This is a genomic window from Nonomuraea maritima, assembly GCF_900100395.1.
Lineage (GTDB): Bacteria > Actinomycetota > Actinomycetes > Streptosporangiales > Streptosporangiaceae > Nonomuraea > Nonomuraea maritima.
The window spans coordinates 277,521-295,579 of sequence record NZ_FNFB01000001.1 but is presented as its reverse complement, the minus strand read 5'-3'; the positions used below and the strand labels follow the sequence as shown (position 1 = coordinate 295,579).

General features: G+C 71.8%; 15 protein-coding genes. 7 read left to right on the top strand and 8 right to left on the bottom strand.

Annotation, left to right across the window (positions count from 1 at the left end; all coding sequences use genetic code 11):
• Nucleotides 1–112 precede the first annotated feature (112 nt).
• Complete coding sequence (locus BLR04_RS01480) at nucleotides 113–2,875, top strand: DUF5682 family protein (RefSeq protein ID WP_090758714.1); 2,763 nt, start codon at nucleotides 113–115, stop codon at nucleotides 2,873–2,875.
• 129 nt (nucleotides 2,876–3,004) lie between these two features.
• On the top strand, nucleotides 3,005–3,427 hold the full coding sequence (locus BLR04_RS01475) for an SDR family oxidoreductase (RefSeq protein ID WP_218128682.1): 423 nt from the start codon (nucleotides 3,005–3,007) through the stop codon (nucleotides 3,425–3,427).
• Nucleotides 3,428–3,765: 338 nt separating this feature from the next.
• On the opposite strand, the gene BLR04_RS01470 is transcribed toward BLR04_RS01475, so the two are convergent.
• The 5 genes from BLR04_RS01470 to BLR04_RS01450 all read right to left on the bottom strand — a co-directional run bounded on the left by BLR04_RS01470 (nucleotide 3,766) and on the right by BLR04_RS01450 (nucleotide 8,127).
• Complete coding sequence (locus BLR04_RS01470; protein WP_176902884.1) at nucleotides 3,766–4,227, bottom strand: GNAT family N-acetyltransferase; 462 nt, start codon at nucleotides 4,225–4,227, stop codon at nucleotides 3,766–3,768.
• Nucleotides 4,228–4,276: 49 nt separating this feature from the next.
• Nucleotides 4,277–5,809, bottom strand: a complete 1,533-nt coding sequence (locus BLR04_RS01465) for an MFS transporter (RefSeq protein WP_090758710.1) — start codon at nucleotides 5,807–5,809, stop codon at nucleotides 4,277–4,279.
• Between the two features lie 324 nt (nucleotides 5,810–6,133).
• Nucleotides 6,134–6,373 carry a MarR family winged helix-turn-helix transcriptional regulator gene (locus BLR04_RS42695; RefSeq protein WP_090759491.1) on the bottom strand — a complete coding sequence of 80 codons (240 nt, stop codon included), beginning with the start codon at nucleotides 6,371–6,373 and terminating at the stop codon, nucleotides 6,134–6,136.
• Nucleotides 6,374–6,425: 52 nt separating this feature from the next.
• On the bottom strand, nucleotides 6,426–7,283 hold the full coding sequence (locus BLR04_RS01455) for a polysaccharide deacetylase family protein (protein WP_090758708.1): 858 nt from the start codon (nucleotides 7,281–7,283) through the stop codon (nucleotides 6,426–6,428).
• Nucleotides 7,284–7,479: 196 nt separating this feature from the next.
• Nucleotides 7,480–8,127 (bottom strand): hypothetical protein, encoded by a 648-nt coding sequence (locus BLR04_RS01450; protein WP_090758707.1) that lies wholly within the window; start codon nucleotides 8,125–8,127, stop codon nucleotides 7,480–7,482.
• A 365-nt stretch (nucleotides 8,128–8,492) separates the two neighbouring features.
• On the opposite strand from BLR04_RS01450, the gene BLR04_RS01445 reads away from it, so the two are divergent.
• Nucleotides 8,493–9,554 (top strand): L,D-transpeptidase, encoded by a 1,062-nt coding sequence (locus BLR04_RS01445; RefSeq protein WP_245739953.1) that lies wholly within the window; start codon nucleotides 8,493–8,495, stop codon nucleotides 9,552–9,554.
• Between the two features lie 156 nt (nucleotides 9,555–9,710).
• Here the strand turns inward: BLR04_RS01445 and BLR04_RS01440 are convergent, their stop codons facing one another.
• Together BLR04_RS01440 and BLR04_RS01435 are read right to left on the bottom strand one after the other, a co-directional pair.
• Nucleotides 9,711–10,379 carry a response regulator gene (locus BLR04_RS01440; RefSeq protein WP_090758703.1) on the bottom strand — a complete coding sequence of 223 codons (669 nt, stop codon included), beginning with the start codon at nucleotides 10,377–10,379 and terminating at the stop codon, nucleotides 9,711–9,713.
• Entirely contained in the window at nucleotides 10,376–11,497 is a 1,122-nt protein-coding gene (locus BLR04_RS01435) for a sensor histidine kinase (RefSeq protein WP_090758701.1), read from the bottom strand. The genes BLR04_RS01440 and BLR04_RS01435 overlap by 4 nt, the downstream gene beginning before the upstream one ends.
• Before the next feature lie 153 nt (nucleotides 11,498–11,650).
• Here BLR04_RS01435 and BLR04_RS01430 point away from each other — a divergent pair, with 153 nt between their 5' ends.
• The 3 genes from BLR04_RS01430 to BLR04_RS01420 all read left to right on the top strand — a co-directional run bounded on the left by BLR04_RS01430 (nucleotide 11,651) and on the right by BLR04_RS01420 (nucleotide 14,533).
• Nucleotides 11,651–12,085: a hypothetical protein gene (locus BLR04_RS01430; protein ID WP_090759489.1), complete on the top strand. Its 435-nt coding sequence runs from the start codon at nucleotides 11,651–11,653 to the stop codon at nucleotides 12,083–12,085.
• Complete coding sequence (locus BLR04_RS01425; protein ID WP_245739951.1) at nucleotides 12,082–13,578, top strand: multicopper oxidase family protein; 1,497 nt, start codon at nucleotides 12,082–12,084, stop codon at nucleotides 13,576–13,578. The genes BLR04_RS01430 and BLR04_RS01425 overlap by 4 nt, the downstream gene beginning before the upstream one ends.
• Before the next feature lie 88 nt (nucleotides 13,579–13,666).
• A complete protein-coding gene (locus BLR04_RS01420) occupies nucleotides 13,667–14,533 on the top strand; it encodes a fumarylacetoacetate hydrolase family protein (RefSeq protein WP_090758699.1) in 867 nt (288 codons plus the stop codon).
• Between the two features lie 21 nt (nucleotides 14,534–14,554).
• Here the strand turns inward: BLR04_RS01420 and BLR04_RS01415 are convergent, their stop codons facing one another.
• Nucleotides 14,555–14,884, bottom strand: a complete 330-nt coding sequence (locus BLR04_RS01415; RefSeq protein WP_090758697.1) for a putative quinol monooxygenase — start codon at nucleotides 14,882–14,884, stop codon at nucleotides 14,555–14,557.
• Between the two features lie 237 nt (nucleotides 14,885–15,121).
• Between BLR04_RS01415 and BLR04_RS01410 the strand changes: the two genes are divergently transcribed.
• Nucleotides 15,122–18,025 carry a M36 family metallopeptidase gene (locus BLR04_RS01410; RefSeq protein ID WP_245739950.1) on the top strand — a complete coding sequence of 968 codons (2,904 nt, stop codon included), beginning with the start codon at nucleotides 15,122–15,124 and terminating at the stop codon, nucleotides 18,023–18,025.
• Nucleotides 18,026–18,059: the final 34 nt, after the last annotated feature.

Genomic DNA, 18,059 nt, shown 5'->3' with positions numbered 1-18,059 from the left:
TGTTTGTTCGAAACGGTGGCTCGCCTGGCGGCGAATCGCCTGCCCCTGTCCTGCTCCGCAGGGGTCCGATTCCTCTCCCGCCTGAAGGCGGGGGTTTCCTCGGAGGTATCTGATGAGCGACGAGACGAGTCCGTTCGGCGCGCTGCGCGGGCAGCTCCTCGACGCGGCGGAGACGTTCGCGAACAGCCCGGCCGGGGTCTCCGGCATCCTGTCGGAGATGGTCGACGACGTCGACCGGGCGCTGCGCGAGGAGCTGGAGATCTTCCCGGTCTGCCACCACTCGCCCGCCTCGGCGCTGGCGATGGTGCGCAGGCTGCGCGAGAAGCAGCCGAAGGTCATCTACCTGGAGTTGTGCGAAGACCTGCAGCCGCTGCTCACCGAGCTGCGCAACTGCCGGCTGCCGGTGGCCGTGCAGGCGTTCGCCACCGACCTCGACGGCTTCCCGAAGGACTGGGCGCCGCTCAGCGTGGTGGCGCCCATCACCGAGGCGTCGGCGGAATACCAGGCCATCGCGTACGCGCTCGACACCCCTGGCGTCGAGCTGGTGCTGGTCGACCGCTCGACCGACCACGTCTACCAGTGGGCGCCCGAGCAGCGGCCCGCGGCGAAGGGCGAGGAGGCCGGCCTGCACGGCGACGCGGTCGGCGTCGAGCTCGGCGACCTGCGGCCCCGCTTCGCCGAACTGGAGGAGCACCTCCTGCGCCACGGCAAGGTGCGCCACTGGTCGGAGTGGTGGGACCAGTACGTCGAACAGCCCCTCGCCGGGGCAGACTACGACACCTACCGCCAGGTCATGGTGATGATCGGCAGCCTGTTCCGCCGGCTTCGCCCCGAGGACGACGACCGGACGGCCGTCGACGAGGAACGCGAACGCTACATGTGGACCAGGATGCGTGAGCACCAGGCCGCCACCGGCGCCGATCCCGCCGACTGCCTCTACGTCTGCGGCGCCTTCCACGCCGCGAGCCGCGTCGAGCAGTTCGGCGTGCGCTCCACGGCCCCCTACGAGATCAGCCCGCGCACGGGCACGACCTGGCTGTACGGGCTGATCCCGTCCAGCCACTCGGCCATCGAGGCGCAGTTCGGGCTGGCCCCCGGCTCGGTGTCGATCGCGGCGGCGACCTGGAGCAAGGCGCTCACCCGCGGCGGGCTGAAGCCGTTCCGGCTGGCCGGGCAGAAGGGAGCGCCCCAACGCCCGGCCAAGCTGCCGGTGCCCGCGCCGGCGGGCGAGGTGGCCGACCGGCTCAGCGGGTTCCTGTCCCGGCCGCCCGCGCTCGACGCGCTCGACGAGGCAGAGCTGCTCGGCTGGTGCGTCGACATCGTCCGGCTGGCCCGCCGCAACGGCTACCTCGCGAGCACGGCCGACGCGATCGCGGTCTACGAGACCTCGATCCTGCTGGCCGGCCTGCGCAACCGGGCCAGGCCCACCCCGTACGACTTCCAGGACGCGGCCGTCACCTGCATCGAGAAGGACACCGTTCCCGGGCGTCGCGACGTACGGCACCTGTGCGAGATCCTGCTCGGCGGCGACCGCGTCGGAGAGGTCGGCTACGACGCGATGCCGCCGCTGGCCAGAGACGTCCTCGACCGGCTCGCCCCGCTAGGGCTCGACCTCGAGCGGCGGACGATCCAGCGGGCGCTCATCGACCTGCACGCCCACCCCGAGCTGGCGCCCTGCTCCGACCTGCTGTGGAAGCTGCGCTACCTGCTGCCGGCCGACGCCGCGCGGCCCATCATGGGCGAGCGCAGGCTGGGCGAACGCTCGATCCAGGAGAGCTGGGACCTCGCGATCGGCAAGTACCAGCGCGCCATCATCGAGCTCGGCTACGAGGGCGTCACCGTCGAGCAGGTGCTGGAACAGCGGCTGCGGCGAGCCGTGCGCGCCCCCGACGCCACCGCGGCCGTCGCCCTGGCGGCGGTCGAGGACGCCCTGCTGTTCCTCGGCAGCCGCCGCGTCGCCGACGAGCTGGGGGCGCGGGCGGTGGAGCTGCTCGCGGCCGAGCGCACCGTCGACGACGCGCCTGAGGTGCTGCGCCGCATCCGGGGGCTGCTCGCCTACTACCGGACGGTCGAGCCCGAGCTGCCGGCGTGGTGCGGGGCGTTCGTGACGACCGGGTACGCCCACTACTGCACGCTGCTGCCGACCGCGTTCGTCGACGACGACACCGGCGTGCGGCAGGTGGCGGCCATGCTCGGGTTCCTGTGCACGATGGAGAGCCTCGCACTGGCCCTCGGCTGCGAACGGGCCCAGCTGGAGCTCGCGGTGCGGCAGTCGCATCCGGAGTCGCCGGCGAAGGTGGCGCTGATGTGGGCGGCCCGCCACCAGCTGGGGTTGCTGTCCCTGGCCGAGCTGCGGGCGCGCTGCGACGAGCTGCTCGCCAACCCGCTGGTGGTGCCGGCCTTCCCGCACTACCTCATCGGGTTCGTGCATGCGATGGAGCCGGTGCCTGCGCTGTCGGGGTTCGTGGTGGAGGTGATCTCGAAGGCGTTCGGGCGGCTGCCCGACCCGGTGCTGCTGCCGTGGCTGCCCAAGCTGATCGTCGCGCTGCGCGACGGCGCGGGTGAGCTCATGCCGGCCCTCGTCAAGGAGGCAGGACGCACGTTCCCCGGCTCGCTGACCGCCGTGGACGCCTGGACGCCCCCATGGTCGTCCGCCAAGCCCGTCCCCACCTCCGCCGCCGCGCAGCCGATGGCGGGACCGGCGACCGATCTCCTCGCCGGCCATCCGGCGGCCTGCGACGCGGTGGCCGAGCTGCTCGGATGCGCGGGGGAGTGGCGTCCCCGCACCGCCGCCCCACCCGGCGTCCAGGAGGTGACCGCCCTCCTGACCACCCATCACCACACGGCCACAGCCGTGGCGACCCTGCTCACCTGACCACGTGCCCGCCCCTGCTGCTACAGGGGCGGGTCCCGCCTCACGGCACGGTGCCTCGTCGAGGTACGCCCGGCGCGCGTCGGCATCGGTGGTGCCTCGTCCTCTTATGGCTGGCGCGCGGCGGCATCGGTGGAATGCTCCCGATGCCGTGATCTGCTGTGCGGCCGGCGGCCCACTGGTGTCCTTGGAGTCCGCGAGTTCGCCGCGGGGCTGCAGGCCAAGCTGCTGGGGCAGGTCGCCCTGGCCCGGCGAGCGCTGCGTCACCTCCGTGACGGAGGCTCCGTCGTGCTCACCGGCGGCACCTTCGCGGCTCCGCTGGCCGGCGGCTCGTTGGGAGCTCTGGTCAACGCCGGGCTGGAGGGCTTCGTCCGCAACGCCGCCGCCGAGCTTCCACGCGGACTCCGCATCAACGTGATCAGTCCAGGCTGGATCCGCGAGACCCTGGAACACCTGGGGATGGACGGCTCGACCGGCACCCCGGTCGCCGACGTGGCCGAGGCCTACGTCACGGTGATCGAAGGCGCCGACCAAGGCCGGACGATCGTCCCGTGATGAGTCCGCCTCACGGAGTGCTCGCTCACCGGGCGTGCCGGCGAGCTGGGATCGGTGGGTCCCGGCATCCAGCAGGCTGAAGGCATGGAGAAGAGAAGAAGGGCGGCTTACGCCGGACGGTGACGTTGCTCGTCCTGGGTGTGGGCGTCGCCATGTTGCTGCGAGTGTTCGTGGCCGGTGCGTTCTCCGTCCCGTCCGACTTGCTCGTAGCCGGCCTGATCCTCGTCCCCACCCTCACAGGCGCGTTGTCCCCGGCGCGGAGCCGGGGACAACCGGGTGCTCAGCCGTGATGGCGCGACTTCGGTCGAGGCAGGACCGGGGTGCTTGGTTCGGGTGGATCAGTTGTGGAGGGGTTCGTCGGCGGGCTGCTGCGGCTGCCAGCGGCAGATCTTCTTCGATGTGAGGGTTGCGCCGATGCGGTGGTAGAAGCGTTGCGCGCCGGTGTTGGCTTCGGCCACCTCCCAGCGGATGACCTTGCCGTCGGCGGTTTCGGCGATGGCGTGCATCAGTTGCTCGCCCACGCCGTTGCCGCGTTCGGCGGCGGTCACGTACAGGTCGTCCAGATGGAGGTAGTCCTGACCGGACCAGAAGCTGATGCGCTGCAGCCAGGAGACGTAGCCGATGGCCTGGCCGTCCCGTTCGGCGATCAGGTAGCCCACCTCCGGGAGGGCGAGCAGCCGCTTCAGATCCTCGACGCTCACCGTGACGCCCCAGCTCTGGCTCTGGTGCTCTGCCAGACGGTGGATGAGGGTGTGCACGGTGGCGGCGTCATCGGGGGTGGCGCGACGGATATTGATCACGGTGACCCTTCTTGTGGTGCGGGTAGTTTGCGGTGAGGCCAGGGGCGGGTCAGGGGTTGGTGGGTGGGACGGAGGCCAGGCGGCGGAGGGCCAGTACCGCCGCGGCGGCGGCGATGACCGCGGCGATGGCGGCGGCTGTGGTCAGGCCGCTGGTGAAGGCCTCCCGGGCGGGGGTGAGCACGGCCGCGGCCAGTTCGCCGGGCAGGGTCTGCGTGGTGGCGATCGCGGCGTCAAGAGTGTCGCGGCCGGCCGCGGCGGCCTCGGGCGGCAGGCCCGCGGGCAGTTCGGTGCTGATCCGGACGCGGTAGACGGCGGCGGCGACGCTGCCGAGGATCGCGATGCCGAGCGAGATGCCGAGGTCGCTGCAGGTGGTGGCGAGCCCGGACGCGGCGCCGGCCTTCTGCGGTGGGACGGAGCCGACGACGAGGCTGGTGGTCAGCGCCATCGAGGGGGCGACCGCCGGATACAGGACGATGAAGCCCGCGACCAGCAGCGGCAGCCCGCCGGTGGCGCCGACCTGGGTGAGCATCAGGTAACCGACCACCTGGATGACGAGCCCGGCGGCGATGAGACGTCCCGGCCGGAAACGCCGGGCCAGGAGGGGTGAGCCCGTCGAGACGACGACGAGCAGCGCCGCGGCCGGTAGCACCCACAGGCCCGCCTGCAACGGCGACAGCCCCTGCACCAGCTGCAGGTACTGGGTGACGAGCAGGTACACGCCGCCGAGCGCGGTCGCCGAGAGCAGGAACACGCCCAGGGCGCCGCCGACCACGCGGTTGGCGAACAGCCGGACGTCCAGCAACGGCTCGGGCAGGCGCAGCTGGCGCCTGACGAACCAGGCGCCGAACGCGAACCCGACCACGAACGCGGCTACCGCGACGGCCGGGTGGCCTCCCTTGCCGACTTCTTTGAGGCCGTAGACGATCGGCAGCAGCGTCGCCAGCGACAGCAGCACGCTCAGCAGGTCGACGCGGCCTGCGCCGGGGTTGCGGTGGGCGGGCAGCAGCAGCGGCGCACCGATCACCACGATCGCCATGACGGGCACTGCGACCAGGAAGGCCGCTCGCCAGGAGAACGCCTCCAGCAGCGCGCCGCCGACCACGGGGCCGATCGCGGTGCCGACCGAGATGGCGCCCGACCACACCCCGACGGCGACCCCTCGCCGACGATGGTCGGTGAAGGTCGCGAAGATCATCCCTAGCGTGGCAGGCATCTGCGTGGCCGCGGCGACTCCCAGGACGGCCCGCCAGACGATCAGCCAGCCGGGGTCGGAGGTGCCGGCGGCGAATAAGGAGGCGACAGCGAAGACGGCCGCGCCGATGACGAGCAGCCGTCGGTGGCCGAGCCGGTCGGCGAGGGTGCCCATGGTGACCAGCAGGCCGGCCATCAGGAAGCCGTAGATGTCGATGATCCACAACGTCTGGGTGCCGCTCGGCCGCAGCTCGGCGGCCAGGTGTGGAATGGCGAGAAACAGGACTGTCAGCATCATGAACAGCAGCAGCACGGGCAGGACCAGCACACCCAGGCCCAGCCACTGTTTCAGCGCGGCGCGTCGGCCGGCGTCGGTGTTCGCGATCGTCACGAGAGGGGTGTCCTTTTCGTCGTGGGACTCGGGAAGGCGTCGAGCTCTCGATCTCAGAACCGTACGGCGGTAGGGTATCCGTCAGCATCGAACGGGAACCGTACCCCCGAAGGGTATACAGGTATGCGGGCTCTGCGGAAGAGCGGACAGAAAGTGGATCGGGCGCGTTCGGCGCGCTGACCGTGGGTTCGGGTGTACAGCCGTGATCAGGTCAGCGGTGGTGCAGGTGCTCCTGGCGCCGGCCGGGTGTAGCAAATGTCGGTGGTGGCGAGCGAGCAGGCGTGGATGGAGGCGGGGCCGCCGCGGAGCTCGCGGCCTCGGCTGTCAGGGTCGCCCCCAACCACGTACGGCGACCGGCCATGCAGTGGCGATCGTAGGGCTGCATCTGTGCGCGGACGAGTCTGTCCTGTTGAGCGTCTGCCGGGTCGCGGGAGATGACCGCCCGCGCCCGTCGCCGGGCGCCGGGGTGCGCTCGACCCGGCCGCGGTTGATGAGCTGTGTGACCAGCCGGCTGGTGGTGCTCTTCTCCAGCCGGAGCCGCTGCGCCAGCTCGCTCTGGCGCAGCGCGCCGTCCCGCGCCGGTTCACCGCAACCGTCGGCCTGTACGGCGGACGTTTCAGAGGCGAGGGTCGCGGGCGTAGGCGACGTCCGGGGTCTTGCCGTCGAACAGCTGGCTCACGGTGACGAAGTGGTAGCCGCGCTTCGACAAGGTGTCCAGCACATGCGGCATCGCCCGGACAGTTGACAGGTGGATGTCGTGGAACAGGATGATGCTGCCGGGCCGTACCAGCTTCAGGGCCTTGCGGGTCACCTTGGCGCGGTCGCGCAGCTGCCAGTCGAGGGTGTCGACGTCCCACATCACGAGCGGCCGCCGCATCTGCCGCAGCACGAACTTGTTGAACGCGCCGTACGGCGGCCGCACCAGCTGCGGCGTGATCCCGATGGCCGCCTTGATCGCGTGGTCGGTGCGGGACAGCTCCTTCCGGATTCCGGCGGCCGACAGCCTCGTCAGGTCGGCGTGCGACCAGGTGTGGCTGCCGATCTCGTGCCCCTCCAGATAGGTTTCGCGCAGGATGTCCGGGTGCTCGGCGACGTTGCGTCCCACCACGAAGAACGTGCCGAGCGCCCGGTGGGCGGCCAGCTCGCGCAGCAGCGCCGACGTGTACGGGCCAGGGCCGTCGTCGAAGGTGAGCGCCACACACTTGACGTGCCGGCAGTCGACCCGCTCCCCGAGCTCCGGCGGGCCGGCCTTGGTCTCCGCGGACGCGTCCGGCGCCGCGGTGGGGGTGCTCGCCGCGCCTTCGGGACCTGACTCGGGGCCGATCGGCGGGTCGTCCTCGGGAAGCTCGGTGGACGCGCTCGCGGCCGGCCGGGTGAGAAGCGCTGAACTGTACGTCGCCACCAGGCATGTCGCCAGGGCCACGATGCCGATGAGGTGCTTCCGCCGTCGCCGCGCGCTCGTGTGGCTGTCCATGAGATCCCCCTCGCGTACCGCCCCGGTGCCTTGTCCTGACTGCCGGCGCCGGTGGGCCGGAACCCTTTCCCCGATGCGTTCGACAACCGATTTCCGTACATGGTTCGCGGAATGTCGGCGCCGGCCGGGAAAGGTTACGTCGAGGGATGGAAAAGGGCCGGGCGACGACGGGGTCCGCCCGGCGGGAGGACGGGGTTCAGGCGAAGCGTTCGATCGTGACGGGGATCAGGCCCTGGTCGCGGACGGCCTGGCGGTGGTGGTGCAGCAGCGCGCCGAGCGCGGTAACCGGGCCGGATCCGAGCCGGGCGGTCACGTCCACGCACCAGGCGATGCCCGCGCCGATCCGGCGCAGCTCCCACGTGAAGCCGTGGCCGCCGGCGTCGGTGGAGGCGGCGCCGACCACGCGCGGGTCGCCGGTCGGCTCCAGGCGCAGCGCCTCGCGCGCCCTGGCCAGGCCGTCGGCTCCGAGGTCGCCGGCGAACAGGATCCGGTAGCGGCGCGCCGAGCTGCCGCTCATGTTGAGCGGGGAGGAGGTGGGCAGCGACCGGCGTTCCTGGAACAGGGTGCGCAGCCCGGCCTCTTCCGGCAGCTCGCCGCCGCCGAGCAGCCGGAAGGCCTTGCACGCCTCCTGCCGGCTCACGGGGGTGACGCGGCCGCGCAGCGCCCGGTCGGCGCGGATGGCGCGGCTCGCCTCGGCGGAGGAGGACCAGGCCCTGTTCTCCGCTCTCCACTCGGCGCCGTCGATGCCCGCCGCCGTGTAGTCCTCACAGAGGACGAATTCCTCCACGAGAAGGCCCGTGGGCGCGCGGTCGCCCTCCCTCGCGGAGATCACGTAGTAGTCCACCGGCCAATGATTGTGGGCGGCCGAGCGCCGATCAAGCTCATCCGTTCGCGCCGCGGCGACGCGGTGGCGGCCGATGCGGCGTCGGGGCGACACGCGGCCTGTTGGCGAACGCTATGCCCAGATCACGCCCGTTTTCGGCATTACCGTCCCACTTCGCCGGGAAGTAATCCGCCTGATCAACCTTTAGGGGCATAAAGCGATTTATTGTTCGCATATCGGGTGTTGGAGGCCAGACAATGTGGAGCGGCCGGACCGTCGCCGTAACCGCGAGCCTGCTCGCGGCGGCGCTTCTCGTGACCACGGGGTGCAGTTCCCCCAGCGGTGAACAAGTTCCTCCCAGGGCGCCGGCCAAGGACGCGCCCCCGGTGGCCAAGCTGGCCATCACGCCGGTGAACGGCACGAAGAAGGTGGCCCCCGACACCGAGGTCGCCGTCAAGGCCACCGCAGGGAAGGTCACGAAGGTCACCGTGGCCGACGCCAAGGGCCGCGCCGTGGAGGGCGCCGTGGACGCCGACGGCATGTGGCGGCCCCGGTGGTCGCTGCGGCCGTCGACCACGTACACGGTGAACGCGTCCGCCACCGGCACGGACGGCAAGGAGGTCACGGGCAGCGCCACCTTCACCACCCTCAAGCCGAAGCGGGTCCTGGAGACCGGCATGGCGCCGCTGAACGGGGAGAAGGTCGGCGTCGGGATGCCGGTCCAGCTGCTGCTGTCCAAGCCGGTCGCCTCGGCGCAGGACCGCGCCGCCGTCGAGCGGTCGCTGGAGGTGCGGATGTCGGAGCCGGTCGAGGGCGCGTGGAGCTGGGTGAGCGACCGGGAGGTGCAGTTCAGGCCGCGCGAGTACTGGCCGGTGGGGCAGAAGGTCACCGTCATCGCGCACCTGGCGGGCGTACGGGCGGGCAACGGGCTGTGGGGCGACCAGAACCGCAAGGCCAGCTTCACCGTCGGCGACGAGCACATCACCAAGATCAGCGGCAGGACGCACAAGGCCGTCGTCAGGAAGAACGGCAAGGTCGTCCGTACCATCCCGGTGAGCCTCGGCAAGCCGGGCGACGACAGCTGGTCGGGCACCATGATCGCGCAGGAGAAGTCGCCCTCCGTCCTCATGGACTCGGCCACGATCGGACGGCCAGGCCTGTACCGCACCAACACGAAGTGGAACGTCCGCATGACCTACAGCGGCATGTTCTTCCACGCCGCGCCGTGGTCGACCGGCTCGCAGGGCCACTCCAACGTCAGCCACGGCTGCGTGAACGCCAGCATGGGCAACGCCCGCTGGTTCTACAACTTCACCCAGCGGGGCGACATCATCCAGGTCACCGGGACGTCCAGGAAGCTGAAGTTCGGCAACGGCCCGACCCCGTGGGTGAAGACGTGGAAGCAGTGGCTGGCGGGCAGCGCCGTCGGCACGTCGGTGAACGGGTAAGCCGCCGCGTGGCCTCAGAAGAGGAGCGAACGGAGGACGTCGTGGTGGCGCGTGACTGCTGACCGAACAGTCAGGAATCTGCTCGCCGTCGCCCTCTGGCTGCTCGTGTGGCTGCTGGACCTGTACGAGTTCCTGCGCTCGCTGTGAGAGCACGGCTCAGGAGCCCGGCACCACCAGTCCGGACTCGTACGCGAAGACCACCAGCTGAGCCCGGTCGCGCACGCCCAGCTTGACCATCGACCGGCTCACGTGGGTCTTCGCGGTGGCCGCGCTGATCACCAGGTGGGCCGCGATCTCGTCGTTGGACATGCCGCGCGCCACCAGGGCGACGATCTCGCGCTCGCGGCCGGTGAGCCGCTCGAGGCCGGGGAGGCCGGGCCCGGCGACCGGGCGGGGCGGGGTGCTGACGTACTCCTCGATCAGGCGGCGCGTCACGGACGGCGACAGCAGCGCCTCGCCGCGCGCGGCCACGCGCACCGACTGCAGCAGCTCGCCCGGCTCGATGTCCTTGAGCAGGAAGCCGCTCGCGCCCGCCCTGAGCGCGGCGAAGACGTACTCGTCGAGCGCATAATTCGTGAGGATCACCACCCGCACGCCGTCGAGCGAGGGGTCGGCGCCGATGCTGCGGATGGCCTGGATGCCGTCGAGCCGCGGCATGCGCACGTCGAGCAGTACGACGTCAGGCCGCAGTTCGGCGGCCAGCTCCACCGCCCGCACACCGTCGCCCGCCTCGCCGACCACGGCGATGTCGTCGGTGAGCTCCAGCAGCGCACGGAAGCCGGCGCGGATCAGCGGCTGGTCGTCCGCCAGCAGCACCCGGATCACGCGGCCACCCGCACGGGCAGCTCGGCGCGCACGCTGAACCCGCCGCGCGGGCCCGGGCCTGCGGCGAAGGCGCCGCCGAGCGCCACCGCGCGTTCGCGCATGCCGATCAACCCCATCCCGGGCGGGGCCGTGCCCGGCTCGCCGTCGTCGTCCACCGTCAGGACGATCGCCGAAGGATCGTAGGCGACGGTGAGCGTGACCGCCGCCGCGCCCGCGTGCCGCAGCACGTTGGTGAGCGCCTCCTGCGCGATCCGGTACGCGGCCAGGTCGACCTCCGGCGGCGGCGCGTACGGCTCCCCGCGCACCGTGTACGCCATCCGCAGCCCCGCGCCCTCGGCCCGCGACACCAGGCGCGGCAGCTGCGCCAGCCCCGTCTCCGCGCGGTCGTCACGGCGGAGCACGCCGAGCGTGGCGCGCAGCTCGTCCATCGCCTCGTGGCCCGATTCCTTGATCGCGACCAGCGCCTCCCGTACCCGCTCCGGCTTGCGGTCGAGCAGTTCGAGGGCGAGCGCCGCCTGCACGTTGACCACCGAGATGCTGTGGGTGAGCGAGTCGTGCAGTTCCTGCGCGATCCACAGCCGCTCCTCGCCGGCCCGGCGCAGCGCGGCCTCCTCGCGGGTGCGCTCGGCCTCCTCGGCGCGCTGCTCCACCGCCCGCAGGTACGCGTGCCGGCCCCGCGTCACCTCGCCCGCCACGATCATGGCCATGAGCCAGCCGGTCAGCAGCGGCATCCAGTTGCCCGCCACGGGGTCGTCGGCCGCGAGCGCCATCAGCGTGTAGACGGGCACTGACATCGCCAGCGACAGCCAGATCGCCGTCCGGCGGCGCCCCAGCGAGGCGAGCGTGTAGACCGACGCGAGCGCCGGGGCGGCGGCGAACACGCCCGGGTAGTGGGCGGCGTAGTAGACGACCGCGCACGCCGCCGCGACGACGCCCGCCGCCGCCGGCGCGGTGCGCCGGAGGACCAGCGACAGCGCGGCGACGGTGATCAGTGCCAGGCCCGCGGGGTCGAGCGGACGCTCCAACGGGCCGGTCCACGAGATGTTGCCGTACGTGGCTCCGACGATCGCCGCGAGCGCGCCCACCGCGACGAACGTGTCCGTCCTGCGGATGCTCATGGCACACACCGTAGGCGAGCGCGGCGACACCCGGCGTCCTCCGCAGGGCGTACGTCTCCTCCCTGGGCCGCCCGCCGTACCGCAGGGGGAGTAGATCGAGATGCCGCCCACCACCGGATGTGCGCCCGGGCCGCGGAAGGCACCATTCACGGCATGACCTCCTCAACCTCCCTGCTGGAACAACGCGCGCCGGTGCGGGCGGCGCCGCCGGGCTGGATCGTGTGGGCGCTGCGGGTCACGGCCACCGGGCACCTGATCGGGGTGCTCGGGCAGGCCGTGCTCGCCGGGATGTTCGTCACCGGTGACGTCGACCTGCTGGCCTGGCACCGGGACAACGCCGGATTCACCTACGTCCTGCTCTTCCTGCAGCTCGTGGCCGCCGTCCTGCTGTGGCGGCCCGCCCGGTTCGCCGGATGGCCGGCGCTGGCGACCCTCGGCCTCGTCGTGGCGGAGACGGCGCAGGTGGCGCTGGGCAACGCGCGGATCATCGCGGCGCACTTCCCGCTCGGCATGGCGATCTTCGGGATGTCGGCGGTCGTCACCGTCTGGACGTGGCGTGGCCTCCGTACCGCGGGCGGTGCGGCGTGAGGCCGCGACCGGCCGGTCTGTCGCGGCGCGGCTTCCTCGGCGTGCTCGGCGGGACCGCGCTCGCGGCCGCCGGATGCGGCCAGTACGCGGGCGAGCTGCTCGTCGGCAAGGCGCCGACGCCCGAGCCGTTCCGGGTGCCGCTGTCGATCCCGCAGGTGGCCGCCCCCGTCGCGCCAGGACGGTACGAGGTCACGCAGCGGGTGGCGCGGGTCGAGATCCTGCCAGGCCTGCGCACGGAGGTGTGGGGGTACGGCGGCACGTTCCCCGGCCCGACGTTCGAGCTGCGGCGCGGCGCGCCGGCCACCGTCCGGGTACGCAACGAGCTACCCGTGCCCACCTCGACTCACCTGCACGGCGGCGTCACCCCGTCGGACTCCGACGGCTACCCGACCGACCTCGTCATCCCGGCCGGAGGCCACGCGGGAGGCCACGCGGGGCATGCCGCCCGGATGACCCACCCGGGCGAGGTCCACCACGAAGGGGCGCGGGACTACCACTACCCGGTCGGGCAGCGGGCCGCCACGCTCTGGTACCACGACCACCGGATGGACTACACCGCTCCCGCGGTCTGGCAGGGACTCGCCGGGTTCGCGCTGGTGCGCGACGAGGAGGAGGACGCGCTGCCGCTGCCCGCGGGCGAGCGGGAGCTGCCGCTGATGATCTGCGACCGCTCGTTCGGCGAGGACGGCTCCTTCCTCTACCCGCGCAACCACGAGGGCCACGACGCCGCCTACATGGCGGGCGTCGAGGGCGACGTGATCCTGGTCAACGGCGCGCCCTGGCCGGTGGCCGAGGTGACGGCCACCCGTTACCGTCTGCGGCTGCTGAACGCCTGCAACGCGCGCAGGCTCAACCTCCGGCTGGCCCCTGGCGGCCGGTTCACGCAGGTGGGCAGCGACGACGGGCTGCTGGCCGCGCCCCTGGAGCACGACGCGCTGCCGATGTCACCCTCCGAGCGGTACGACGTCGTGGTCGACTTCTCCGCCTACCCGGTCGGCAGCACGGTCACCCTGGTCAACACACTGGTCGACGGCGCGGCCGGGAACGTCATGCGGTTCGTGGTCGCCCGCAGGGCCAAGGACGACAGCGTCGTGCCGAAGCGGCTCTCGCGCCCGCCGGAGCGGCCCGCCCCCGTCGCCACCCGCTCCTTCGACTTCCGCCGCACGGACTCCGGCTGGACGGTGAACGGCCGCCTCTACCGGCCGGGCGACCTGCTGGCGAGACCGCGGCTCGGCACCGCCGAGGTGTGGCGGCTGACCAGCGACTTCCACCATCCCGTGCACGTCCACCTGGCCCACTTCCAGGTGCTGGCGCGCAACGGCCGCGAGCCCGCGCCCACCGACGCGGGCTGGAAGGACACCGTGGACGTGCGACCGTACGAGGTGGTGGACGTGCTGGCCCGCTTCGAGGGGTACCGCGGGCGGTACATGCTGCACTGCCACAACCTGGAACACGAGGACATGGCGATGATGGCCGACTTCGAGGTGATCTAGCGGGAAGATCGTCCGGTTCATGATTCTTTTGCTGGAATGAGGGGAAATTTCGTCGAATAACACGCTTGAGGTGGATTGAGGAGCAGGCATGCGCATCGTACGGTTCGTCAGCCCCCTGACCGGTGCCGACGCGGTCGGCGTGGACGACGGCGAGCGGCTGGTGGAGCTGTCCGGCCTCACCACCGTGGCGGAACTGCTCCGGCTGCCCGCCGCCGAACTGCGTGAGCGGTGCGAGAGCGCCGACGGCCCCGCGCACCCGTCCGCGGACGTGCTGCGGCTGGCCCCCGTCGACGGCCGTACGGAGGTGTGGGCGTCCGGCGTGACCTACCGCCGCTCGCGCGAGGCGCGCGTGGTCGAGAGCGAGCGCGCCGCCGACGTGTACGAGCTGGTGTACGACGCCGAGCGGCCCGAGCTGTTCTTCAAGTCGGTGGCGTGGAAGGTGAGCGGCGACGGCGAACGCATCGCGGTACGGGACGACTCCGAGATCGACGTGCCGGAGCCGGAGCTCGGCCTGGTGCTGAACGCCTCCGGCGAGATCGTCGGCTACACCGTGGTGGACGACGTCAGCTCGCGCAGCATCGAGGGCGTCAACCCGCTCTACCTGCCCCAGGCCAAGATCTACCTCGGCGGCTGCGCGGTGGGGCCGGACATCAGGCCCGCCTGGGAGGTGGCCGACCCGTACGCGCTGGACATCGTGCTGACCATCACCAGGGCGGGCGAGGTCGTCTGGGACGGCAAGGCGAGCACGTCACAGCTCAACCGCCGCCTCGACGACCTGGCCGGCTACCTCTTCCACGCCGACGTCTTCCCGGACGGCGCCGTGCTCGCCACCGGCACCTGCCTCGTGCCCGACCTGCCGTTCACCCTTGCCGACGGCGACACGGTCACCATCGGCATCTCGGAGGTCGGCACCCTGGCGAACACCGTCGTCCGCGGCCTCGCCAGGATGCTCTGACCCGCCGCGCGGCAGGGAGGCTCAGCCGCGCTGGGGCACCGCCATCTCGCCCAGTTCCGACCAGCCGTCCTGGGCGATGGTGGTGTTCACGATGCGGGGCGTCTCGGCCAGATACTGCGGCAGCTCCTGCTGGGCCTGCTTGAAGTGCCCCGACTGCACGTGCGCCGCCCCGGCGTCGTCGCGGAACGCCTCCACCAGGACGTACTCGGTGGCGTCGTCGAGGCTGCGCGACCAGTCGAACCACAGGCAGCCGGGCTCGGCGCGGGTGGCCTCGGTGAACTCACGGGTGATCTCCGGCCACCGGTCGGCGTGCTCGGGCAGGACGCGGAACTTCGCGGTAATGAAGATCATGTGATCGGGCTCCCTCGCTCGTCTCGGCGTTACGTGACGAGACTAGCCCCGGGTTCGTGATCATGATCGCCCGCCTCCGCCCCTGCGGGGCGGCACGCGAGGTGCAAAAGCGGCATTTTTTCCCGCCCATACATGATATTTCCGGCTTTACAAGATCTTGTCAGTACTGATCGGCCGGTGTTTCCTCGTGCGGAGATGCGCGTTGTCTGAGCGTTCCTTGACACTCAGGAGGAAAACGTGTCGACCAAACCCTGGTTACGCAGCACACTCGTCGTCGCCGCGCTCATCGCGTCGACCCTCCCCCTCGCCGGAACAGCCCTCGGCGAACGCGGTGATCCGCCCTCGGTGGTGCACGACTTCCAGGCGGAGAACCACGGTCAGCCCGACGTCGACAACCGTCAGGGCCGGGTGCCGCCCCCGGCAGGGGCCGAGGCCCGCCGCGCGGGCCCCGCCGCCGACATCCGGTGGAACAACCTCGGCACCCCGGCCACCGTCACCAGCGCCCAACCGCTGGCCACAGGCCTCGGCTCCGACCCCGTCCAGGCCGCGAGGACCTACCTCAAGGACAACGAGAGCATCTTCGGGCTGACGGCCGAGGCCGTCGACGCGCTCGAGACGCTCGCGGTCAACCCCATCGGCGAGGGCCACGCCGTCCTGCTGCGGCAGCGCTTCGGCGACCTGCCCGCCGGCGTCGACGGCCTGGTCGCGCTCGGTGTACGGGGCGGCGAGGTCGGCCACGTCACCTCCTCGCTGTCGCGGGAGACCGCGGCGCCCCCGGCCGCCACGATCACCGCCGAGCAGGCGCTCGAGATCGCGGCGCGCGACGGCGGCATCGACCTCGCCACCGCCCGGACCAAGCAGGCCACGCCGGTTGCGGTGCCCGCGCCCGACGGGGTGCACAGCGCGTACCAGGTGGTCCTGATCGGCGGGGCGAAGGGCGCCGAGGCCGGGTACACCACGCACGTGGACGCGGTCAGCGGAGGCATCCTCACCCGGGAGAACCTCGTCGACCACCACACCGACCCCGACAACCCGCGCTGGGAGGTCTTCCCGGCCAACCCGAGGGCCGACTACTCCTCCAAGGACACCCGCGAGACGTGGTGCTTCAAGCCCGGCCGGGGCTGCGACCACGTGCTCGGCGGCGACCCTGCGGGCGGCAAGCCGTGGGACGTCGACCACGCGACGAACGAGCCGACCAACACGAGCATCGGCAACGCGGCCAGGACCGTGGAGAACCGCGCCAGCGGCGACCCGTTCACCGTCGGCACCAGGTCGAACGTCGTGACCCCGAGCCGCACGTACGCCTACCCCTGGAAGAACACCTGGTACGAGGCCAAGTGCGACCCCGCGGTGTTCGACCAGCCCGGCGAGGGCGACCTCGAGGCCGCCATGGCCAACCTGAACGCCATGCACAACCGCATGCACGACTGGTCGTACCGGCTCGGCTTCACCGAGACCGCGTGGAACATGCAGAGCGACAACGGCGACCGCGGCGGGCTCGGCAACGACCCCGAGCGGGGCAACGCCCAGGCGGGCGCCCGCGTGCTGTCCGTACGTGACAACGCCAACCAGATCACCGGACCCGACGGGGTCGCGCCGATCACCAACATGTACCTGTGGCAGCCGATCGCCGGGTCGTTCTACTCGCCCTGCGTCGACGGCGACTACGACATGTCGGTCATCGGCCACGAGTACTCGCACGCCATCTCCGGCCGCATGATCGGCGGCCCCAACGCCGGCTGGAGCGGCGCCCAGGCCGGCGCCATGAACGAGAGCACCTCCGACCTGTTCTCCATGGAGCAGCTCCACGAGTACGGCACCCCGCCCGCGGGCGACACCCCGTACGTCACGGGCGGGTACGTCACCGGCGACAAGGCGCGCGGCATCCGCAACTACGACATGTCGAAGTCGCCGCTGAACTACAGCAACCTCGGCTACGACATCGTCGGCACGCAGGTGCACGCGGACGGCGAGATCTGGTCGGCGACGCAGTTCGACGTGCGCGAGGCGTTCGTCAAGCGCTACGGGAAGGGCACCGCCAAGCAGCAGCTGGCCTGCGCCGAGGGCCGGACCCCGGTCGAGAGGTGCCCGGGCAGCCGGCGCTGGGTGCAGCTGTCGTTCGACGCGCTGCTGCTCATGGCGTCGGGCGCGGTCGACTACGTGGACCACCGCGACGCGCTGCTCGCCGCCGACCGGATCCGCTTCGGCGGCGCCAACCAGGACATCATGTGGCGCGCCTTCGCCGAGCACGGCCTGGGCAGGGACGCCGCCAGCAACGGCCCCGCCGACGCCGACGCAACGCCGAGCTTCGTCAACCCGGCGGGCAAGAACGGCTCACTGCAGCTGAAGCCGCTGGGCGAGGCGAAGGGCGCCGCACTGCGGCTGTACGTCGGCGACTACGAGGCCCGCGCGGTCCCGGTCGCGGACACCGACCCGGCGACCCCGCTCGGCGACACCATCGAGATGACCCCCGGCCGGTACGACTTCGTCGTGACGGGCGACGGCTTCGGCCACAAGCGCCTGACGTTCGTGGTGCTGCCCGGCGTGAAGCTGCCGCTCCCGCTGCCGCTGACCCGCAACCTCGCCTCGGCGGCGAACGGGGCGACGGCCACGGGCGACGGCGTCAACCAGGCCAAGCTGATCGACGACACCGAGGCCACGAACTGGGCCTCGCTCACCGGCGCTCCGGCGGGCAGGTCGGTCGTCGTGGACCTGGCGGGCGACCGGCCGGTCAGGGTCAGCAGGGTCCAGGTGAGCGCGATGCTGCGGCCCGCGATCGGTGACCCGGCCGACCCGGCCACGCAGAACCGCTTCTCCAGCCTGCGCTCTTTCGAGGTGCTCGCCTGCAGCTCCGGCTGCGACGACCCGGCGAACTACCGCAAGGCATACACGAGCAAGGCGAACGCGTTCGAGACGAACCTGCCGCGGCCGAGGGGCGCGGACATGCTCGTCAAGTCGTTCGACATCCGGACCGTCAACGCCACCCACCTGATGCTCCGTGCGCTCACCACGCAGTGCACCGGCAACCCGCTGTACGCCGGGGAGCAGGACAACGACCCCAACTCCGCGACGGACTGCGCGACCGCCAGCCCGCAGCGCGACCACCTCCGAGCGGCCGAGTTCCAGGCGTTCTCGCACTGACGCCCGGGCCGTCGGCCACGAGCCCGCGCTCCGC